Origin of the sequence: Streptomyces sp. BoleA5 (assembly GCF_000373665.1) — a bacterium.
GTDB lineage: Bacteria > Actinomycetota > Actinomycetes > Streptomycetales > Streptomycetaceae > Actinacidiphila.
The window spans coordinates 141878-158614 of record NZ_KB892146.1 but is presented as its reverse complement, the minus strand read 5'-3'; the positions used below and the strand labels follow the sequence as shown (position 1 = coordinate 158614).

Here is a 16737-nt window from a genome sequence, read left to right as displayed (position 1 = left end):
TTTCGACGGAAGGCACTGATGTGAACGCCCTGGCACAGCTGGCGGCCGAGGAGGCGGAGAACCCCCTCATCCCGCCGATCCCAGAGCTCGTCATCGGTCTCATCGCCTTCGCCATCGTCTTCTTCTTCCTCGCCAAGAAGCTCCTCCCGAACATCAACAAGGTTCTGGACGAGCGCCGCGAGGCCATCGAGGGCGGCATGGAGAAGGCCGAGGCCGCACAGGCCGAGGCTCAGCGGACCCTCGAGGAGTACAAGCAGTCGCTCTCCGAGGCCCGCCACGAGGCCGCGCGTCTGCGCCAGGAGGCGCAGGAGCAGGGCGCCGCGCTCATCGCCGAGATGCGTGCGGAAGGCCAGCGGCAGCGCGAGGAGATCATCGCCGCCGGTCACGCCCAGATCGAGGCCGACCGCCGGTCTGCCGCGCACGCGCTGCGCCAGGACGTCGGCAAGCTCGCCACCGACCTGGCCGGCAAGATCGTCGGTGAGTCCCTCGAGGACACCGCCCGCCAGAGCCGCGTGATCGACCGCTTCCTCGACGAGCTCGAGGAGAAGGCCGAGGCCGCGCGATGAACGGAGCGAGCCGCGAGGCACTGGCCACCGCGCGCGAGCGCCTCGACGCGGTGACGGACAGCACGTCCGTCGACGCGGCGAAGCTCGCCGAGGAGCTGGCCGCCGTCACGGGGCTGCTCGACCGCGAGGGTTCGCTGCGCCGCGCCTTGACCGACCCGGCCCAGCCGGGGGAGGCCAAGGCGGGCCTGGCGCAGGCGGTCCTCGGCGGGCAGATCGGCGGCGAGACGTCCGATCTGGTCTCGGGCATGGTCCGCAGCCGCTGGTCGCAGTCGCGTGACCTGGTCGACGCGCTGGAGGAGCTGTCCTACGGCGCCGACCTGATCGCCGCGGAGCGGGCGGGCCACCTCGACGACGTCGAGGACGAGCTGTTCCGCTTCGGCCGCATCGTCTCCGGCAGCAGCGAGCTGCGGGCGGCGCTGACCGACCGCGCCGCGGGCGGCCAGGCCAAGGCGGCCCTGCTGCACTCGCTGCTGGGCGGCCGCGCCAACCCGGTCACGGAGCGGATCGTGGTCCGTCTCGTGACCCACCCGCGAGGCCGTAGCCTGGAGGCAGGGATCGACGCCCTGTCCAAGCTGGCGGCGACGCGCCGTAACCGCACGGTTGCGGTCGTGGTGTCGGCGGTACCGCTGAACGACCGGCAGAAGCAGCGCCTCGGCGCCGCGCTGGCCACGATCTACGGCCGGCAGGTGCACCTGAACCTCGACGTGGACCCCGCGGTCCGCGGCGGCATCTCGGTTCGGGTCGGCGACGAGGTCATCGACGGGACCATCGCGGACCGCCTCGAAGAGGCGAGCCGCCGGATGGCCGGCTGAACCAGCCACCAACTCAAAGAGCAGTACCAGCGGCCCGAGTTGGGCCGTAGCGAATACTTCGGGCCCAACAAGGAGAGCAGGGAACCCAGATGGCGGAGCTCACGATCCGGCCGGAGGAGATCCGGGACGCGCTGGAGAACTTTGTCCAGTCGTACCAGCCGGACGCGGCCTCGCGCGAGGAGGTCGGAACGGTCAGCCTGGCCGGCGACGGTATCGCCAAGGTCGAGGGTCTCCCCTCGGCGATGGCGAACGAACTGCTGAAGTTCGAGGACGGCACCCTCGGTCTCGCCCTCAACCTCGAGGAGCGCGAGATCGGCGCGATCGTCCTCGGCGAGTTCAGCGGCATCGAGGAGGGCCAGCCGGTGCAGCGCACCGGTGAGGTGCTCTCGGTCGCCGTCGGCGAGGGATACCTGGGTCGCGTCGTCGACCCGCTCGGCAACCCGATCGACGGCCTCGGCGAGATCGAGACCGAGGGCCGCCGCGCCCTGGAGCTGCAGGCTCCCGGCGTCATGGCCCGTAAGTCCGTCCACGAGCCGATGCAGACCGGCCTCAAGGCGGTCGACGCGATGACCCCGATCGGCCGCGGCCAGCGTCAGCTGATCATCGGCGACCGTCAGACCGGCAAGACGGCCCTGGCGATCGACACGATCATCAACCAGCGTGACAACTGGCGTTCCGGCGACCCGAAGAAGCAGGTCCGCTGCATCTACGTCGCCATCGGTCAGAAGGGCTCCACCATCGCGGGCGTGCGCGCCTCGCTGGAGGAGGCCGGCGCCCTGGAGTACACCACGATCGTGGCGGCCCCGGCGTCCGACCCGGCCGGCTTCAAGTACCTCGCCCCGTACACCGGCTCGGCCATCGGCCAGCACTGGATGTACCAGGGCAAGCACGTCCTGATCGTCTTCGACGACCTGTCCAAGCAGGCCGACGCCTACCGTGCCGTCTCCCTCCTGCTGCGCCGCCCGCCGGGCCGTGAGGCCTACCCGGGTGACGTCTTCTACCTGCACTCCCGTCTGCTGGAGCGTTGCGCCAAGCTCTCCGACGAGCTGGGTGCCGGCTCGATGACCGGTCTGCCGGTCGTCGAGACCAAGGCCAACGACGTGTCGGCGTTCATCCCGACCAACGTCATCTCCATCACCGACGGCCAGTGCTTCCTGGAGTCCGACCTGTTCAACGCGGGCCAGCGCCCGGCGCTGAACGTCGGTATCTCGGTCTCCCGAGTCGGTGGCTCGGCGCAGATCAAGGCCATGAAGTCGGTCGCCGGCCGCCTGCGCGTGGACCTCGCCCAGTACCGCGAGCTGGAGGCGTTCGCCGCCTTCGGTTCCGACCTGGACGCGGCCTCCAAGGCGCAGCTGGAGCGCGGCAAGCGCATGGTGGAGCTGCTCAAGCAGGGCCAGTACGCGCCGTTCCCGATCGAGGACCAGGTCGTCTCCATCTGGGCCGGCACCACCGGCAAGCTGGACGACGTCCCGGTCGAGGACATCCGCCGCTTCGAGCGCGAGCTGCTGGACTACCTCCGCCGTGAGAAGAAGGACCTGCTGCTGAGCATCGCCGAGACCGGCAAGCTCGGCGACGACACGGTCGAGGCCCTGACCGACGCGGTCGTGGAGTTCAAGAAGCAGTTCGAGACCTCGGACGGCAAGCTGCTGGGTGAGGGCTGAGCATGGGCGCCCAGCTTCGGGTATACAAGCGCCGCATCAAGTCCGTCACCGCGACCAAGAAGATCACGAAGGCGATGGAGATGATCTCCGCGTCCCGGATCGTCAAGGCCCAGCGCCAGGTCGCGGCATCGTCCCCGTACGCCGATGAGCTCACCCGCGCGGTGGCGGCGGTCGCGACCGGTTCCAACACGAACCACCCGCTGACCACCGAGGCCGAGAACCCGACCCGCGCCGCGGTCCTGCTCGTCACGAGCGACCGCGGTCTGGCCGGCGGCTACTCGTCCAACGCGATCAAGGCTGCCGACCGGCTCACCGAGCGGCTGCGCGCGGAGGGCAAGGAGGTCGTGCACTACCTCATCGGCCGCAAGGGCGTGGCCTACTACGGCTTCCGCGAGCGCCCGATCGCCGGCTCGTGGACCGGGTTCACCGACAAGCCGGTGTACGCGGACGCCAAGTCGGTGGCCGACCCGCTGATCGACCAGGTCCTCAAGGACACGGCCGAGGGCGGTGTCGACGAACTGCACATCGTCTTCACGGAGTTCGTGTCGATGCTGACGCAGGCGCCGGTGGAGAAGCGGCTGCTGCCGCTGTCCCTGGACGACGCCACCGGTGGCGAGGCCCGCAAGGAGGGGGAGATCCTCCCCCTGTACGACTTCGAGCCGTCGGCGGAGGGCGTCCTGGACGCGCTGCTGCCGCGGTACGTCGAGAGCCGGATCTTCAACGCGCTGCTGCAGGGTGCCGCTTCCGAGCACGCTGCCCGCCGCCGGGCGATGAAGTCGGCGACCGACAACGCCGAGGAGCTCATCAAGACGCTCACGCGGCTTGCCAACCAGGCCCGCCAGGCCGAAATCACCCAGGAAATCAGCGAGATCGTCGGTGGCTCCAGCGCCCTGGCCGACGCGTCTGCGGGGAGTGACTAAACATGACCACCACTGTTGAGACGGCCGCTGCCACGGGCCGCGTCGCCCGGGTCATCGGCCCGGTCGTCGACGTGGAGTTCCCCGTCGACGCGATGCCGGAGATCTACAACGCCCTCACCGTCGAGGTCGCCGACCCGGCCGAGGACGGCAAGAAGAAGACGCTGACCCTCGAGGTCGCCCAGCACCTGGGTGACGGCCTGGTCCGCGCCATCTCCATGCAGCCCACCGACGGTCTGGTCCGCCAGGCCGTGGTGACCGACACGGGCACGGGCATCACCGTCCCGGTCGGCGACTTCACCAAGGGCAAGGTGTTCAACACCCTCGGTGAGGTGCTGAACGTCCCCGAGGAGAACGCCAACGTCGGCGAGCGCTGGACGATCCACCGCAAGGCGCCGAAGTTCGAGGACCTCGAGTCCAAGACCGAGATGTTCGAGACCGGCCTGAAGGTCGTCGACCTGCTGACCCCTTACGTCAAGGGCGGCAAGATCGGTCTGTTCGGTGGCGCCGGTGTCGGCAAGACCGTCCTCATCCAGGAAATGATCATGCGTGTGGCGAAGCTGCACGAGGGCGTTTCCGTGTTCGCCGGCGTCGGCGAGCGCACGCGTGAGGGCAACGACCTCATCCAGGAGATGGAGGAGTCCGGCGTTCTGGACAAGACCGCCCTGGTCTTCGGCCAGATGGACGAGCCCCCGGGCACCCGTCTGCGCGTGGCCCTGGCCGGTCTGACCATGGCGGAGTACTTCCGCGATGTGCAGAAGCAGGACGTGCTGTTCTTCATCGACAACATCTTCCGCTTCACGCAGGCCGGCTCCGAGGTCTCCACGCTGCTCGGCCGCATGCCCTCCGCGGTGGGTTACCAGCCGAACCTCGCGGACGAGATGGGCCTCCTCCAGGAGCGCATCACCTCGACCCGTGGTCACTCGATCACCTCGATGCAGGCGATCTACGTCCCCGCGGACGACCTGACCGACCCGGCCCCGGCGACCACCTTCGCCCACCTGGACGCGACGACCGTTCTGTCGCGTCCGATCTCGGAGAAGGGCATCTACCCGGCGGTCGACCCGCTGGACTCGACGTCCCGCATCCTGGACCCCCGCTACATCGCGGCGGACCACTACGAGTGCGCCATGCGCGTCAAGGGGATCCTGCAGAAGTACAAGGACCTCCAGGACATCATCGCGATCCTCGGTATCGACGAGCTGGGCGAGGAGGACAAGCTCACCGTCCACCGCGCCCGCCGTATCGAGCGCTTCCTGTCGCAGAACACCCACGCGGCGAAGCAGTTCACCGGTATCGACGGCTCCGACGTCCCGCTGGACGAGTCGATCTCCGCGTTCAACGCCATCGCCGACGGTAAGTACGACCACTTCCCTGAGCAGGCGTTCTTCATGTGCGGCGGCATCGAGGACCTCGAGCGCAACGCCCGCGAGCTCGGCGTCAGCTGACGCCCGTCGCCTGACGGCTCACCGTGGCAGGGGGCGGACCCTGTGTCCGCCCCCTTGCCGCACCCCCGTTATCCTTTGTTTTATGCACCCGCCGGACGGCGGTGGGTGCCGACCCGAGGAGCCATCTTGGCTGAGCTGCACGTCGAGCTGGTCGCAGCGGACCGCCGTGTCTGGTCCGGCGAGGCCACACTTGTCGTCGCACGCACCGAGTCCGGCGACATCGGCGTCATGCCGAACCACGAGCCGCTGCTGGGCGTGCTCCAGTCCGGTCCTGTGACGATCCGTACCAGCGAGGGCGGCACCGTCGTCGCGGCGGTGCACGGAGGTTTCATCTCCTTCGCGGACAACAAGCTCTCGGTGCTGGCGGAGATCGCCGAGCTCGCCGAGGAGATCGACGTCCAGCGTGCGGAGCGGGCTCTGGAGCGCGCGAAGGCCGACGCCGACGCCGCCGGTGAGCGCCGGGCCGAGGTCCGGCTGATCGCCGCGACCAGCGGGTCGCGCTGAGCGCCCGGCCCACCGGGCCATGAGCCGCGGGAGGCCCGTGAGGGTGTCCCGCGGCTGCAGTATCCCTATTCGTGACATGGAGCGAGGAGGTCGGTGGGCGTGATCCTCGCTTTTCAGGTGTGCGGGGCCCTTGTGGCGGTGGCGCTGCTGGGGCTGTTCGTCTTCGGGCTGCGGCGCCGGCTGATCCAGCGGCCCGGCGGCACGTTCGACTGCAGCCTGCGGATGCCGCCCACCGGCGCCGACGAACCCTCCGGCAAGGGCTGGGCGTACGGGGTGGCCCGCTACAGCGGTGACCGGATCGAGTGGTTCCGGGTCTTCTCCTACGCGCCCCGGCCGCGCCGGGTGCTGGAGCGCTCCGCCATCGAGGTGCTGCACCGCCGCGCCCCCGAGGGCCAGGAGGAACTGGCGCTCCTGTCCGACGCGGTCATCCTGGTGTGCGAGCACCGCGGTACCCGCCTGGAACTCGCCATGAGCGACGACGCCCTCACCGGCTTCCTCGCCTGGCTCGAGGCCGCCCCTCCGGGCCAGCGGGTGAACGTGGCCTAGCAGGCGGTTCGGGGCTTCCCGCTGGTCGGGGGTCCCCCCGGACGGAGTCTGGGGGAGGGCGAACGTGGCCTAGCAGGCGGTTCGGGGCTTCCCGCTGGTCGGGGGTCCCCCCGGACGGAGTCTGGGGGAGGGTGAACGTGGCCTAGCCATCCGGAGGTCCGGCCTCTCCCGTCGGCCCTACGACTGCTTCGGCAGCCCCAGTTCCTGCGCGAGCACCGCCGCCTGCACGCGGCTGCGCAGCCCCAGCTTGGCCAGCATGCGGCTGACGTGCGTCTTCGCCGTGGCCTCCGCCATCTCCAGGCGTGCCGCGATCTCCGCGTTGGACAGCCCCTCGCCCACGCAGACCAGCACCTCCCGCTCCCGCGGTGTCAGCGGGCCGAGGACGGCGCGGTCGGCGGCCGGGCGCGGCCGCGGGCGGGCGAACTCGCCGATCAGCCGGCGGGTCACCGCGGGCGCGATCATTCCCTCGCCGCGCGCCACCAGCCGTACGCCCTCGATCAGCAGATCCGCCTCGGTGTCCTTCAGCAGGAATCCGGCGGCGCCCGCCCGCAGCGCTCCGAAGACGTACTCGTCCAGATCGAACGTGGTGAGGACGAGCACGTCGGCCAGCCCTTCCGCGACGATCTCGCGGGTCGCGGAGACCCCGTCCAGCCTGGGCATCTGGAGGTCCATGAGGATCACGTCCGGGCGCAGCTCGCGGGCGAGGCGGACCGCCGCCTCCCCGTCGGCCGCCTCGGCGACCACCTCGATGTCGGGCACCGAGCGCAGGATCAGCACCAGCCCCGCCCGTACCGCGGACTGGTCCTCGGCGACGACCACCCGGATCATGCGTTCCCCTCCATGGGCAGTACCGCCCGCACCCGCCACGTCGTGCCCTCACTGCCCGCCTCGAAGGTGCCGCCCAGCAGTTCGGTGCGCTCCCGCATCCCGATGAGGCCGCTGCCCGAGCCGGGGGCCCGGGGACCGGAGCGGTGGGCCGTGCCGCCGCTGCGGCAGGGGCTCGCCACGGTCACCGTCAGCGCTCCGCCGTCCTGTTCCAGCATGACGGGCACCTCGCCCGGCGAGGCGTGCTTCAGGACGTTGGTCAAGGACTCCTGCACGATCCGGTACGCCGCGAGTTCCACCGGCGCGGGCAGCGGGACGGCGCCCTCGGGGCGTTCGTCGCGCAGCACGAAGGCCGAGTGCGGGGCCGCGGCGCGCATCTGCTCCACGAGCGTGTCCAGACCGGCCAGCCGCGGAACGGGGGCCGGCTCCCCGTCCTCGCCCGCCGAGTCGCGCAGCAGCCCGATCAGCCGGCGCATCTCGGACAGGCCCGCGACGCTGTTCTCGCGGATCACCGCCAGCGCCTCGCGGGCCGGTCCCTCGTGGCGGTCCAGGGACAGCGCGGCGGTGGAGTGGACGGCGATCGCGGAGAGATGGCCCGCCACCATGTCGTGCAGTTCGCGGGCCATCCGGGCCCGTTCGCGGCCCACCGCCTCCCGGCGGTCCAGCTCGGCGAGGAGCGCGGTCTGCTCCGCGCGGAGCCGCTCATGGGCGGCCTCGTCGCGGTGCCGCCGTACGATCACGCCCGTCGAGGCGGGTGCCACCGAGACCAGCGCACCGACCACGCCGATCAGCAGGGACTCGGCGACCGGATGCACCGCCACCGCGGTTGCCGTGAGCGCGGCCGTGCCGAGCACGCTGCCGACCGGGACGACCCGGGTCAGCCGCTTGGGTCCGTACAGGACGGCGGCGTACACGAGGTCGGTGAACATCAGCACGGTCACCAGCAGGGAACCGATCACGAAGTCCGCGCAGAGGGTGAGCACAGCGACGACGATCGCCACGCGGGGCGCGGTCCGGCGCAGCAGTTCGCATCCGGCCATGACCACCAGCGGGAGCAGCGGCAGCCAGGCACGGTCGCCCGCCGGATGGTTCCCCGAGTAGGTGTACAGCCCGAACGCCCACATCGTGAGGCCTCCCGCGAGCCCCGCGACGGCGATCAGCACGTCGTCGCGGTGCGGGCGTCGGGCGGCGGCGGTCGTCATGGGCCCATCCCAGCACGCGGCGCGGACGACGCGCGTCCGCCGGGGGTCGGAGCCGGTACGTACACCGAAGGATGCAGCCGGGTCTCATCAGCGCCGACGACGCGCCCCGCGACGCCGGCGGGGGAGCCTTGCGGCATGCTCGTGACGCTGATCATCGGGAGCGAGATCGCCTTCTGGGTGCTGCTGGGCGCCGGGCTCGCCGTGCGCTACCTGCTGCGCCGGCCCCGGGCGGGGGCGGCCCTGCTGGTGTGCGTGCCCCTGGTGGACCTGGTGCTGCTGGCGGCCACCGTGGCCGACCTGCGCGACGGCGGCACGGCCGCCGCGCGTCACGGTCTCGCCGCCGCCTACGTCGGTTTCTCGGCCGGCTACGGCCACTGCGTCGTCCGCTGGGCCGACGCCCGCTTCGCGCACCGCTTCGCGGGGGGTCCGAAGCCCCCTCCGGCGCCGAGGTACGACAGGGCCCGGGCGGTGCACGAGTGGCGGCTGTTCGGCCGTACCGCGGTCTCCACGGCCGTCGCCGCCGCCCTGCTGGAACTGGCCGTCCGGCTCGTGGCGGACGCCGGAGGCACCGGGGCCCTGGGGGAGTGGCAGGTGCGGATGGGGGCGGCGGCCGGGATCCACGCCGTCGTGGCGGCGAGCTACACGCTCTGGCCCAGACGGGAGCCGGCCGCCTCGCCGCGCGGCTGAGCGCGCCGGGTCAGCGGTTCTCGCCGGGTACCCACAGCACGTCGCCGACCTCCTTGTTGGCCGTGCGGGCCAGGATGAACAGCAGGTCGGAAAGCCGGTTGAGGTAGGTGGCGGTGAGCGGGTTCATCGTGTCGCCGTGCTCCTCCAGCGCGGCCCACGTGGAGCGCTCGGCGCGGCGGACGACCGTGCACGCCTGGTGGAGCAGCGCGGCGCCCGGGGTGCCGCCGGGGAGGATGAAGCTGCGCAGCTTCTCCAAGTCCTCCAGGAAGCGGTCGCAGTCCGCCTCCAGCCGGTCCACGTAGGACTGCTCGACGCGCAGCGGCGGGTACTTGGGGTCCGGGACGACGGGCGTCGCGAGGTCGGCGCCGACGTCGAAGAGGTCGTTCTGGACCCGTACGAGGACGGTCGCGACCTCCTGCGCAAGCGCGCCGAGGGCGAGTGCCACACCGATCACGGCGTTCGCCTCGTTGGCGTCCGCGTAGGCCGAGATGCGGCTGTCGGTCTTGGCCGTACGGCTCATGTCGCCGAGGGCGGTGGTGCCGTCGTCCCCGGTCCGCGTGTAGATGCGCGTCAGATTGACCATGTGTCGAGCGTAGTCAGGCCGCGCCTCGGGCGCGCTCCGTGGCGGGACCGCGGCGGGGGAGGCGGATGCGGACTCCGGGGGCGGTCCCGGTCAAACTGGACGCGGTGCGGCATTAACTGGGCGCCGGGGCTCTCAACTGTGCGACGAAGGACACAGGGTGACCCGCCTCTCTTCCTGCTGCGCTCCTCCGCGGCGCGACGTTAAGGTCCCGGCAACAGCATCGAGAAGATAGGTGTGTGCCGTGGCGAAGAAGCTCGCCGTCATCGGAGCCGGCCTGATGGGCTCCGGTATCGCGCAGGTGTCCGCACAGGCGGGTTACGAGGTCGTCCTGCGTGACATCACGGACGAGGCGCTGGCCCGCGGCAAGGGCGGGATCGAGGCGTCCTACGAGAAGTTCGTCGCCAAGGGCAGGCTCGCCGCCGAGGACGCGGCCGCCGCGCTCGCACGCATCACCACCACCACCGACCTGGACGCGGCCGCCGACGCCGACATCGTCGTCGAGGCCGTCTTCGAGAAGATCGAGGTCAAGCAGGAGATCTTCCGCGCCCTCGACAAGATCGCCAAGGCGGACGCGGTGCTGGCCTCCAACACCTCCGCCATCCCGATCACCAAGATCGCCGCGGTGACGGAGCGCCCCGAGAGCGTGGTCGGAACCCACTTCTTCTCCCCGGTGCCGCTCATGCAGCTGTGCGAGCTGGTGCGCGGTTACAAGACCAGTGACGAGACCCTGGCGCGCGCCAAGGCCTTCGCCGAGGAGGTCGGCAAGACGACCATCGTCGTCAACCGGGACGTGGCCGGGTTCGTCACCACCCGGCTGATCGCGGCGCTGGTCGTCGAGGCCACCAAGCTCTACGAGTCGGGCGTCGCCACGGCCGAGGACATCGACGTCGCCTGCAAGCTCGGCTTCGGCCACGCGATGGGCCCACTGGCGACCGCCGACCTCACCGGCGTCGACATCCTGCTGCACGCCGCCGACAACATCTACACCGAGTCCCAGGACGAGAAGTTCGCCCCTCCGGAGCTCATGCGGCGCATGGTGGACGCGGGCGCGCTCGGCCGCAAGAGCGGCGAGGGCTTCTACCGGTACTGACGGAGCGTCAACCCGAAGGGCCCGGCCCGGCGCGGATGCCCGGCGGGCTGGGCCCCTCGGACCTCTCCTGTCACTCGCAAGGGTGAATTCGGTATCGGTTCGCTCACAGACGGCAACCTCTTCGTACGACGGACCGTCAGTTACGTAGAACCACGGCAGTTTCCACCCATTCACTCACGGGGAGGCGTAATGCACATCAGGGGCGATCACGCCGAGCTGGTCGTCGGGGGCCGCCTCGACGTCCGCACCGCGGCGGACGCCCGCAAGGTCCTGCACAGCGCGGTGGACGGGGGTCACGGCGACCTCGTGCTCGACCTGACCGAACTCGACTCGTGGGACGCGACGGGCCTGGGGGTCATCATGGGGGCGCACCGGCGCTGCGGCCGGGCGGACCGCCGTCTCGTCCTGAGGGGCGTACCCGCGCAGATGCAGCGGCTGCTGGTCGCCACAAGGCTGCACCGCATCCTGGTCATCGAGGGGGGAATCGCGGCAGAAGCACTGCCGCGGACCTAGGGCACCCAGCGGGCGTGCCCGTACGGAAGCGGCAACCCAGGACAGACTCGGACGCAAGGGCGGCATGGCCGCCCTGGGCTTCGCACATACTGTGGGAAGGTTTAGGGTTCGGTTCCGGCGTGCCTCAACCCCGTACGCCGAGGAGGGGAGCCGGACCGGTCCAACGGCGGAACCGCGGGCCCGGTGGGGCCCCGCTGCGACGCACATGGGGGCGGAGACTAATGGACCCACACGGACCCGACATGACCGGTGACGAGTACGGCGCACAACAGGACTCCACGAGCTTTGCCGACGCGACGCCCGCCGGGGGCGCGGAGGACGGCACCGCGCCGGCCCCGCGCGTCGCCCGGCCGCCGCGCGACCCGCTCGCCCTCGAACTCGGGGCGGGCACGGCGGACGGCTACGCGCCACGCGTCGTCGAACTCGTCGTGGGTGACTACAGGCTGACCCTCAACCCCGTCGACGGCAGCGAGGTCAGTTCCCTCGCCCCCGGCGGCCTGCCCGCGCCCGTGCGGCGCGCGGCGGAGGAGCGCGCCGCGCTCACCGCGACCACCCGCCCGACGGTGCCGCCGGGGTCCCGGGCCCCCGAGCTCCCGCTGCTGGAGCGCGGTGAGGAGCGCGAGCGCCTGGTGCGGCTGCTCTCCCGGGGCCGCTCGGTGCGTGTGACCGGGCCGTCCGGCGCGGGCCGCAGCGTGCTGCTCGACGCGGTCGCCGAGGCCTGCGCGGGCCTCGCCCCCGACGGCGTGATCCGGCTCTCCGGCTACCGCCGGACCCCCAGCGACCTGCTGCAGGAGCTCTTCGGCACCATCTACGACGCAGAGGACTACCGCCCCGACCGCGGCCGACTGCTGGAACTGCTGCGCGAGGTCGGCGCGGTCGTCGTCCTGGACGACCTGGAGTTCGGCGGTGCCTCGCTGGAGGAACTGCTCGCGGCGGCGCCCGAGTGCGCCTTCGTGATGTCCGCGACCCCCGACGTGCCCGCCCCCTCCACCGACTCCCTGGTCGAGGAGGTCTTCCTCCCCGGACTGACCCGGGTCGCCTGCCTGGAGCTGCTGGAGTACTCCGCGGGCCGCCCCCTGGAGGAGGAGGAGACCGCCTGGGCGGCCGACCTGTGGTTCGAGTCGGAGGGCCTGCCGCTGCGCTTCGTCCAGGCCGGTGCGCTGCTGCGGCAGCGCGACGCCCTCGGGGCGGAGATCCTCGCGGCCGACGAGTCGGTGTGGGGCGACGTGGAGGCCGCCGACGGGCTCCCCGTCGACGCGCCCTTCGACGCCCAGCCGGGCGCGTCGGCCTCGCACGTGCCGCTGCCCTCGCTCGCCGAGAGCGCCGCCCCCGCCGTCCTGCTCGCCTCCCGTCTCGGCGGCTCGGCGCAGGAGGCGCTGCGCTTCGCCGTGGCCCTGGGCGGCGAGTGCCCGCACCCGTCGCACCTGCCGGCGCTCATCGGCGACACCCACGGCGACGCCGCGCTCGGCGAGATCGCGGCCGTCGGGCTGGCCGTTCCCGTCGCCGCGCACCACCGCCTCGCGGCGGGCGTGAGCCGGCAACTGGCGCTCGTGGACGGACTGGCGGCCGAGGCCGCCGCCGAGGGCTCCCCGCAGGCGCTGGCGGCCGCCCAGCACTACGCCTGGTGGGCCGGGCACCCCTCGGTCGCCCCGCGCCGCGTCGCCGCCGAGGCGGAGGCCATCCTGGCCGCCCTGGGCGCCGCCCGCGACGGCGGCCACACGAGCGCCGCCGTGCTCCTGGCCCGTACGGTGGCGCCCGTCCTCGCCGCGGCCATGTACTGGAGCGCGTGGGAGCGGGCGCTGCGCCTCGGCCAGGAGGCCGCCCGGCTGGCCGGGGAGGTGGCCGAGGAGGCGTACTTCCTCCACGAACTCGGCGTCCTGGCGCTGTGCCTGGGCAGCCTGGACCGGGCCCGCAGCGAACTGGAGGCCTCGATAGCCCTGCGCGGCGCTCTCGCGGACCGCCAGGGCACCACGGTGGGCCGCCGTACCCTGGCGCTCGTCGCGGACCGCGAGGGCGGCCCTGTGCCCGGCACGGGCCTCGCGGGCGTCGAGACCCCGGCGACCGGCACCGACATGTCCGAGGCGCCCACGACGATCATCGGCAAGCGCCTGGCCGCGGCGGCCGCCGCCCCGCGCCGGATCGCCCTCACCGGTTCCCGCCGCAACCTCGTCGCCGCCGGCGCGGGCGCCCTGCTGGCGGCGGTGCTCGGCACCGTCGTCACCCTGGGTACGACGGCCTCCGGCGGCGACCAGAACACCCCCATGAACGTGAAGCCGGTCGAGTCCGCCCAGGAGGACGGCGCGGACGACGGCCTCCCGGCCGAGGACCTCCCGACCCCCGGCTCCACCCAGCGCCCCAGACCCTCCGCGAGCGGCTCCGGCGCCGCGACGGCGCCGGGCGCTCCGGCCGGCGGCACCACGGGCGCCGGCGGTGCCGGGTCCGTGTCCGGTGGCGGCTCCGGCGGCACCGACGGCGGGGCCGGTGGGGCCGACGGCGGCTCCTCGACGGGCGGCGGCTCGCACGGCGGCGGCTCGGGCGGCGGTTCGAACAGCGGAGGCTCGAACAGCGGCGGCTCCGGGGGCGACTCGAGCGGGGGAGGGGACACCGGCGGCGACACCGGCGGCACGGGCGACCCGACCGACGGCGGCCAGTCCGGCTCCCCGTCGACGTCGCCGAGCACCCCGGACACCGGCTCGCCCAGCCCGACCGGCTCCGACGGTGGCACCGGCGACGCCGGCACCTCCGCCAGCGCGAGCGCGCCCGAGAGTTCCGCCTCCGTCACCGGTCTGCCCGGCGGACCCGACACCTTGGGCGCGATCGCCTGACCTGCGCCCGTCAACGGCGCGGCCCGGCGGTCTGCCGACCGCCGGGCCGCGCCGTACCGCTCACCGCCGACGGGCGGGGGAGCGGGCGGTGTCCGTCAGAAGAGGCGGAGCTTGTCGTCCTCGATGCCGCGCAGCGCGTCGTAGTCCAGGACGACGCAGTCGATGCCGCGGTCCGTGGCGAGGACCCGCGCCTGCGGCTTGATCTCCTGCGCCGCGAAGATGCCCTTCACGGGCGCCAGCAGGGGGTCCCGGTTGAGGAGTTCGAGGTAGCGGGTGAGCTGCTCGACGCCGTCGATCTCGCCGCGGCGCTTGATCTCGACCGCGACGGTCGTGCCGGACGCGTCCCGGCACAGGATGTCCACGGGGCCGATGGCGGTCGGGTACTCGCGGCGGACGAGGCTCCAGCCCTCGCCGAGCACCTCCATGCGGTCGGCCAGCAGCTCCTGCAGGTGGGCCTCGACGCCGTCCTTGATCAGGCCCGGGTCGACGCCGAGTTCGTGCGTGGAGTCGTGCAGCACGTCCTCGATGGTGATGATGAGCTGCTCGCCGGCCTTGTTGGTGACCGTCCAGACCCCGTCCTCACCCTCCTTGAGCGTGCAGGGCGGCGACATCCAGTTCAGCGGCTTGTAGGCACGGTCGTCGGCGTGGACGGAGACACTGCCGTCGGCCTTGACCAGGAGCAGCCTGGTCGCCGACGGCAGATGGGCGGAGAGCCGGCCCGCGTAGTCCACGGAGCAACGGGCGATGACGAGACGCATGGTCGGCAACGTTACTCGCTACCGGGCGCGTCCGGAAAATGGCCTGTTGTGAACACTCCCGCCTAGTGTCATGGGACCTCTCCGCCTACGGTTGTGCGTGGAGGCCGTCGTGCGGGAGAACTCTGGGCGGCTTCTCTCCGTAGTCCGTCTGACTCCTCGGACAGGGGGGTCACGAGAGGAGTACTCATGTCGCTCGACGTCTCACCGGCCCTCCTCGAACAGGCCGAGCGAGGCGAGGTCGACGAACGGGAGTTCGTCGACTGCGTCCGGACCTCCCTGCCTTACGCATGGGACATGATCAGCTCTCTGGCGGCACAACTCAAGGTGGACGGCGGCGAGTTCGCCGACAACCAGGTACCCCCGCCGGACGAGCACGCACGCGGGCAGCTGCTCCGCGCCTTGGCGAGTGACGCGATACGGGGGGCCCTGCAGCGGCACTTCGGGGTCCGGCTGGCGTTCCAGAACTGCCACCGGGTCGCGGTGTTCCCGCTGGACCCGGCGGTCGACGGGCGTTACGCCACCTTCACCTCCGTACGCGCACAACTGCTGAACCAGTCCCCGGAACTGCGGGACTGCTGAACCGGGCAGGGTGCTCCCGCCATTGGTCGCACCACTGCTCTTTCAGGTTTCAATCAGGCCAATTGCGGGAGCACTTCGCTGCCGAGCCGCGCCACGTTCTCCTCGGTGGCCGCGAGATCGCCCGAGCCCTCGACGAGCAGGGCGAAGCGGCGGATGCCCGTCCGCTCGGCGGTGGCGGCCAGTCGGTCGGCGCACACCGCCGGCGGGCCGACGGGGTGGAGGTCGCAGAGGAGTTCGGTGTAGGCGAGCGGATCGCGCATCGCCCGGGGCCGGCCGTCGACGGTGCGGTGCGCGGCGAGGCCCCGCTGGAGCCAGCCCGGCATCGCCTTGGTGAGGGATTCCACGGCGTCGGCGCGGCGGTCCGCGATCTGTACGACGCCCGCGGAGACATGTTCCGCCGTTGCCGCCAATTCGGGTGAAAGCCCCGCATCGCGCGCCTCCGCCTGCCACATTGCGACCATGGCAGCTTTGTCCTCGTCGCCGCAGTGCATGCCGAGCAGCATCGGCAGACCCCTGCGCGCCGCGAGCCGGACACTGCCCGGCGAGGTGCAGGCGACGACGACCGGCGGCCCGCCCGGCGCCTCGAACTCGTCCGCCCGCGGCACGACGTCGACCTCACGGAAGGCGAATCGTTCACCCGAGGCCCCCACGCGGGGCTCGCGCAGCCAGCGCAGCAGCAGGTCCAGCGACTCGGGGAAACCGCTCTCGAAGGCGGGGAGTCCGGCGCCGAAGACCTCCAGGTCCACCCACGGGCCGCCGCGGCCCACGCCCAGCGTGAAACGGCCGCCCGAGGTGATGTGCAGCAGCGCCGCCTGTTCGCCGAGCGCCACGGGGTGCGCGGTCGGCAGTACGCTCACGGCCGTCCCGATCCCGATCCGGCGCGTCCTGCCCAGCAGCAGCGCGGCGAGCGTCACGGCCGACGGGCACACGCCGTACGGCACGAAGTGGTGCTCCGCCAGCCATACGGAGTCCAGCCCGGCCTTCTCCGCCGCCTCTGCGGACCGCACCGCGCGGTGCAGCGCCTCCCCCGGTCCCTGCCCCGGGAACTGGGCGGCGAGAACGAAAGTACCGACACGCATCGTGCTTCACACCTTCCTCGGTGGCCGACACGGCTCCCCTACTCGCACTAACGCCTGACACGTGCCAAAGGCACGGTCCAGCCACCGCGATTTCATGATTTTCCAGCTGATGGCCGAAATGGGGGACGCCGGGACGGGTACC

17 protein-coding genes are annotated in these 16737 nt (G+C 72.1%); 12 read left to right on the top strand and 5 right to left on the bottom strand.

The window, feature by feature from the left end:
* Nucleotides 1–20: 20 nt before the first annotated feature.
* From B085_RS0136395 to B085_RS0136365, 7 genes are all read left to right on the top strand, one after another.
* Nucleotides 21–566: a F0F1 ATP synthase subunit B gene (locus tag B085_RS0136395; protein ID WP_018563526.1), complete on the top strand. Its 546-nt coding sequence runs from the start codon at nucleotides 21–23 to the stop codon at nucleotides 564–566.
* Nucleotides 563–1378 carry a F0F1 ATP synthase subunit delta gene (locus B085_RS0136390; RefSeq protein ID WP_018563525.1) on the top strand — a complete coding sequence of 272 codons (816 nt, stop codon included), beginning with the start codon at nucleotides 563–565 and terminating at the stop codon, nucleotides 1376–1378. The genes B085_RS0136395 and B085_RS0136390 overlap by 4 nt, the downstream gene beginning before the upstream one ends.
* Nucleotides 1379–1467: 89 nt before the next feature.
* A complete protein-coding gene (gene atpA / locus B085_RS0136385; protein ID WP_018563524.1) occupies nucleotides 1468–3039 on the top strand; it encodes a F0F1 ATP synthase subunit alpha in 1572 nt (523 codons plus the stop codon).
* 2 nt (nucleotides 3040–3041) lie between these two features.
* Nucleotides 3042–3959 carry a F0F1 ATP synthase subunit gamma gene (locus B085_RS0136380; protein WP_018563523.1) on the top strand — a complete coding sequence of 306 codons (918 nt, stop codon included), beginning with the start codon at nucleotides 3042–3044 and terminating at the stop codon, nucleotides 3957–3959.
* 2 nt (nucleotides 3960–3961) lie between these two features.
* Nucleotides 3962–5404 carry a F0F1 ATP synthase subunit beta gene (gene atpD / locus B085_RS0136375; protein ID WP_018563522.1) on the top strand — a complete coding sequence of 481 codons (1443 nt, stop codon included), beginning with the start codon at nucleotides 3962–3964 and terminating at the stop codon, nucleotides 5402–5404.
* 123 nt (nucleotides 5405–5527) lie between these two features.
* Nucleotides 5528–5908, top strand: coding sequence for a F0F1 ATP synthase subunit epsilon (locus B085_RS0136370; protein ID WP_026251815.1), 381 nt, complete (start codon nucleotides 5528–5530; stop codon nucleotides 5906–5908).
* A gap of 99 nt (nucleotides 5909–6007) precedes the next feature.
* On the top strand, nucleotides 6008–6454 hold the full coding sequence (locus B085_RS0136365; protein ID WP_026251814.1) for a DUF2550 domain-containing protein: 447 nt from the start codon (nucleotides 6008–6010) through the stop codon (nucleotides 6452–6454).
* 177 nt (nucleotides 6455–6631) lie between these two features.
* Here B085_RS0136365 and B085_RS0136360 read toward each other — a convergent pair whose 3' ends face one another.
* Nucleotides 6632–7282, bottom strand: a complete 651-nt coding sequence (locus B085_RS0136360; RefSeq protein ID WP_018563519.1) for a response regulator — start codon at nucleotides 7280–7282, stop codon at nucleotides 6632–6634.
* On the bottom strand, nucleotides 7279–8481 hold the full coding sequence (locus B085_RS0136355) for a sensor histidine kinase (protein WP_018563518.1): 1203 nt from the start codon (nucleotides 8479–8481) through the stop codon (nucleotides 7279–7281). Before B085_RS0136355 ends, B085_RS0136360 begins: the two co-directional genes overlap by 4 nt.
* 135 nt (nucleotides 8482–8616) lie before the next feature.
* On the opposite strand from B085_RS0136355, the gene B085_RS0136350 reads away from it, so the two are divergent.
* The gene (locus B085_RS0136350; RefSeq protein WP_018563517.1) at nucleotides 8617–9168 is read left to right on the top strand and encodes a hypothetical protein; all 552 of its coding nucleotides are present in this window, start codon (nucleotides 8617–8619) and stop codon (nucleotides 9166–9168) included.
* A gap of 10 nt (nucleotides 9169–9178) precedes the next feature.
* Here the strand turns inward: B085_RS0136350 and B085_RS0136345 are convergent, their stop codons facing one another.
* The gene (locus B085_RS0136345) at nucleotides 9179–9751 is read right to left on the bottom strand and encodes a cob(I)yrinic acid a,c-diamide adenosyltransferase (RefSeq protein WP_018563516.1); all 573 of its coding nucleotides are present in this window, start codon (nucleotides 9749–9751) and stop codon (nucleotides 9179–9181) included.
* Nucleotides 9752–9992: 241 nt separating this feature from the next.
* Between B085_RS0136345 and B085_RS0136340 the strand changes: the two genes are divergently transcribed.
* The 3 genes from B085_RS0136340 to B085_RS0136330 all read left to right on the top strand — a co-directional run bounded on the left by B085_RS0136340 (nucleotide 9993) and on the right by B085_RS0136330 (nucleotide 14179).
* A complete protein-coding gene (locus B085_RS0136340) occupies nucleotides 9993–10841 on the top strand; it encodes a 3-hydroxyacyl-CoA dehydrogenase family protein (RefSeq protein WP_018563515.1) in 849 nt (282 codons plus the stop codon).
* Nucleotides 10842–11030: 189 nt separating this feature from the next.
* The gene (locus tag B085_RS0136335) at nucleotides 11031–11354 is read left to right on the top strand and encodes an STAS domain-containing protein (protein ID WP_018563514.1); all 324 of its coding nucleotides are present in this window, start codon (nucleotides 11031–11033) and stop codon (nucleotides 11352–11354) included.
* A gap of 242 nt (nucleotides 11355–11596) precedes the next feature.
* The gene (locus B085_RS0136330) at nucleotides 11597–14179 is read left to right on the top strand and encodes an ATP-binding protein (protein ID WP_018563513.1); all 2583 of its coding nucleotides are present in this window, start codon (nucleotides 11597–11599) and stop codon (nucleotides 14177–14179) included.
* A 95-nt stretch (nucleotides 14180–14274) separates the two neighbouring features.
* Here B085_RS0136330 and nucS read toward each other — a convergent pair whose 3' ends face one another.
* Nucleotides 14275–14937, bottom strand: a complete 663-nt coding sequence (gene nucS / locus B085_RS0136325) for an endonuclease NucS (RefSeq protein WP_018563512.1) — start codon at nucleotides 14935–14937, stop codon at nucleotides 14275–14277.
* A gap of 186 nt (nucleotides 14938–15123) precedes the next feature.
* On the opposite strand from nucS, the gene B085_RS0136320 reads away from it, so the two are divergent.
* Nucleotides 15124–15516: an SCO5389 family protein gene (locus B085_RS0136320; protein ID WP_018563511.1), complete on the top strand. Its 393-nt coding sequence runs from the start codon at nucleotides 15124–15126 to the stop codon at nucleotides 15514–15516.
* Nucleotides 15517–15569: 53 nt separating this feature from the next.
* Here B085_RS0136320 and B085_RS0136315 read toward each other — a convergent pair whose 3' ends face one another.
* Nucleotides 15570–16595 carry an LLM class flavin-dependent oxidoreductase gene (locus B085_RS0136315; protein ID WP_018563510.1) on the bottom strand — a complete coding sequence of 342 codons (1026 nt, stop codon included), beginning with the start codon at nucleotides 16593–16595 and terminating at the stop codon, nucleotides 15570–15572.
* Nucleotides 16596–16737: the final 142 nt, after the last annotated feature.

Excerpts from the sequence above, each read along its gene's own strand:
- B085_RS0136335 (WP_018563514.1), top strand. The coding sequence starts at position 11,031 with ATGCACATCAGGGGCGATCACGCCGAGCTGGTCGTCGGGGGCCGCCTC.
- atpA (WP_018563524.1), top strand. The coding sequence starts at position 1,468 with ATGGCGGAGCTCACGATCCGGCCGGAGGAGATCCGGGACGCGCTGGAG.
- B085_RS0136390 (WP_018563525.1), top strand. The coding sequence starts at position 563 with ATGAACGGAGCGAGCCGCGAGGCACTGGCCACCGCGCGCGAGCGCCTC.
- B085_RS0136380 (WP_018563523.1), top strand. The coding sequence starts at position 3,042 with ATGGGCGCCCAGCTTCGGGTATACAAGCGCCGCATCAAGTCCGTCACC.
- B085_RS0136330 (WP_018563513.1), top strand. The coding sequence starts at position 11,597 with ATGACCGGTGACGAGTACGGCGCACAACAGGACTCCACGAGCTTTGCC.
- B085_RS0136355 (WP_018563518.1), bottom strand. The coding sequence starts at position 8,481 with ATGACGACCGCCGCCGCCCGACGCCCGCACCGCGACGACGTGCTGATC.
- B085_RS0136345 (WP_018563516.1), bottom strand. The coding sequence starts at position 9,751 with ATGGTCAATCTGACGCGCATCTACACGCGGACCGGGGACGACGGCACC.
- B085_RS0136320 (WP_018563511.1), top strand. The coding sequence starts at position 15,124 with ATGTCGCTCGACGTCTCACCGGCCCTCCTCGAACAGGCCGAGCGAGGC.
- B085_RS0136360 (WP_018563519.1), bottom strand. The coding sequence starts at position 7,282 with ATGATCCGGGTGGTCGTCGCCGAGGACCAGTCCGCGGTACGGGCGGGG.
- nucS (WP_018563512.1), bottom strand. The coding sequence starts at position 14,937 with ATGCGTCTCGTCATCGCCCGTTGCTCCGTGGACTACGCGGGCCGGCTC.
- B085_RS0136315 (WP_018563510.1), bottom strand. The coding sequence starts at position 16,595 with ATGCGTGTCGGTACTTTCGTTCTCGCCGCCCAGTTCCCGGGGCAGGGA.
- atpD (WP_018563522.1), top strand. The coding sequence starts at position 3,962 with ATGACCACCACTGTTGAGACGGCCGCTGCCACGGGCCGCGTCGCCCGG.
- B085_RS0136350 (WP_018563517.1), top strand. The coding sequence starts at position 8,617 with ATGCTCGTGACGCTGATCATCGGGAGCGAGATCGCCTTCTGGGTGCTG.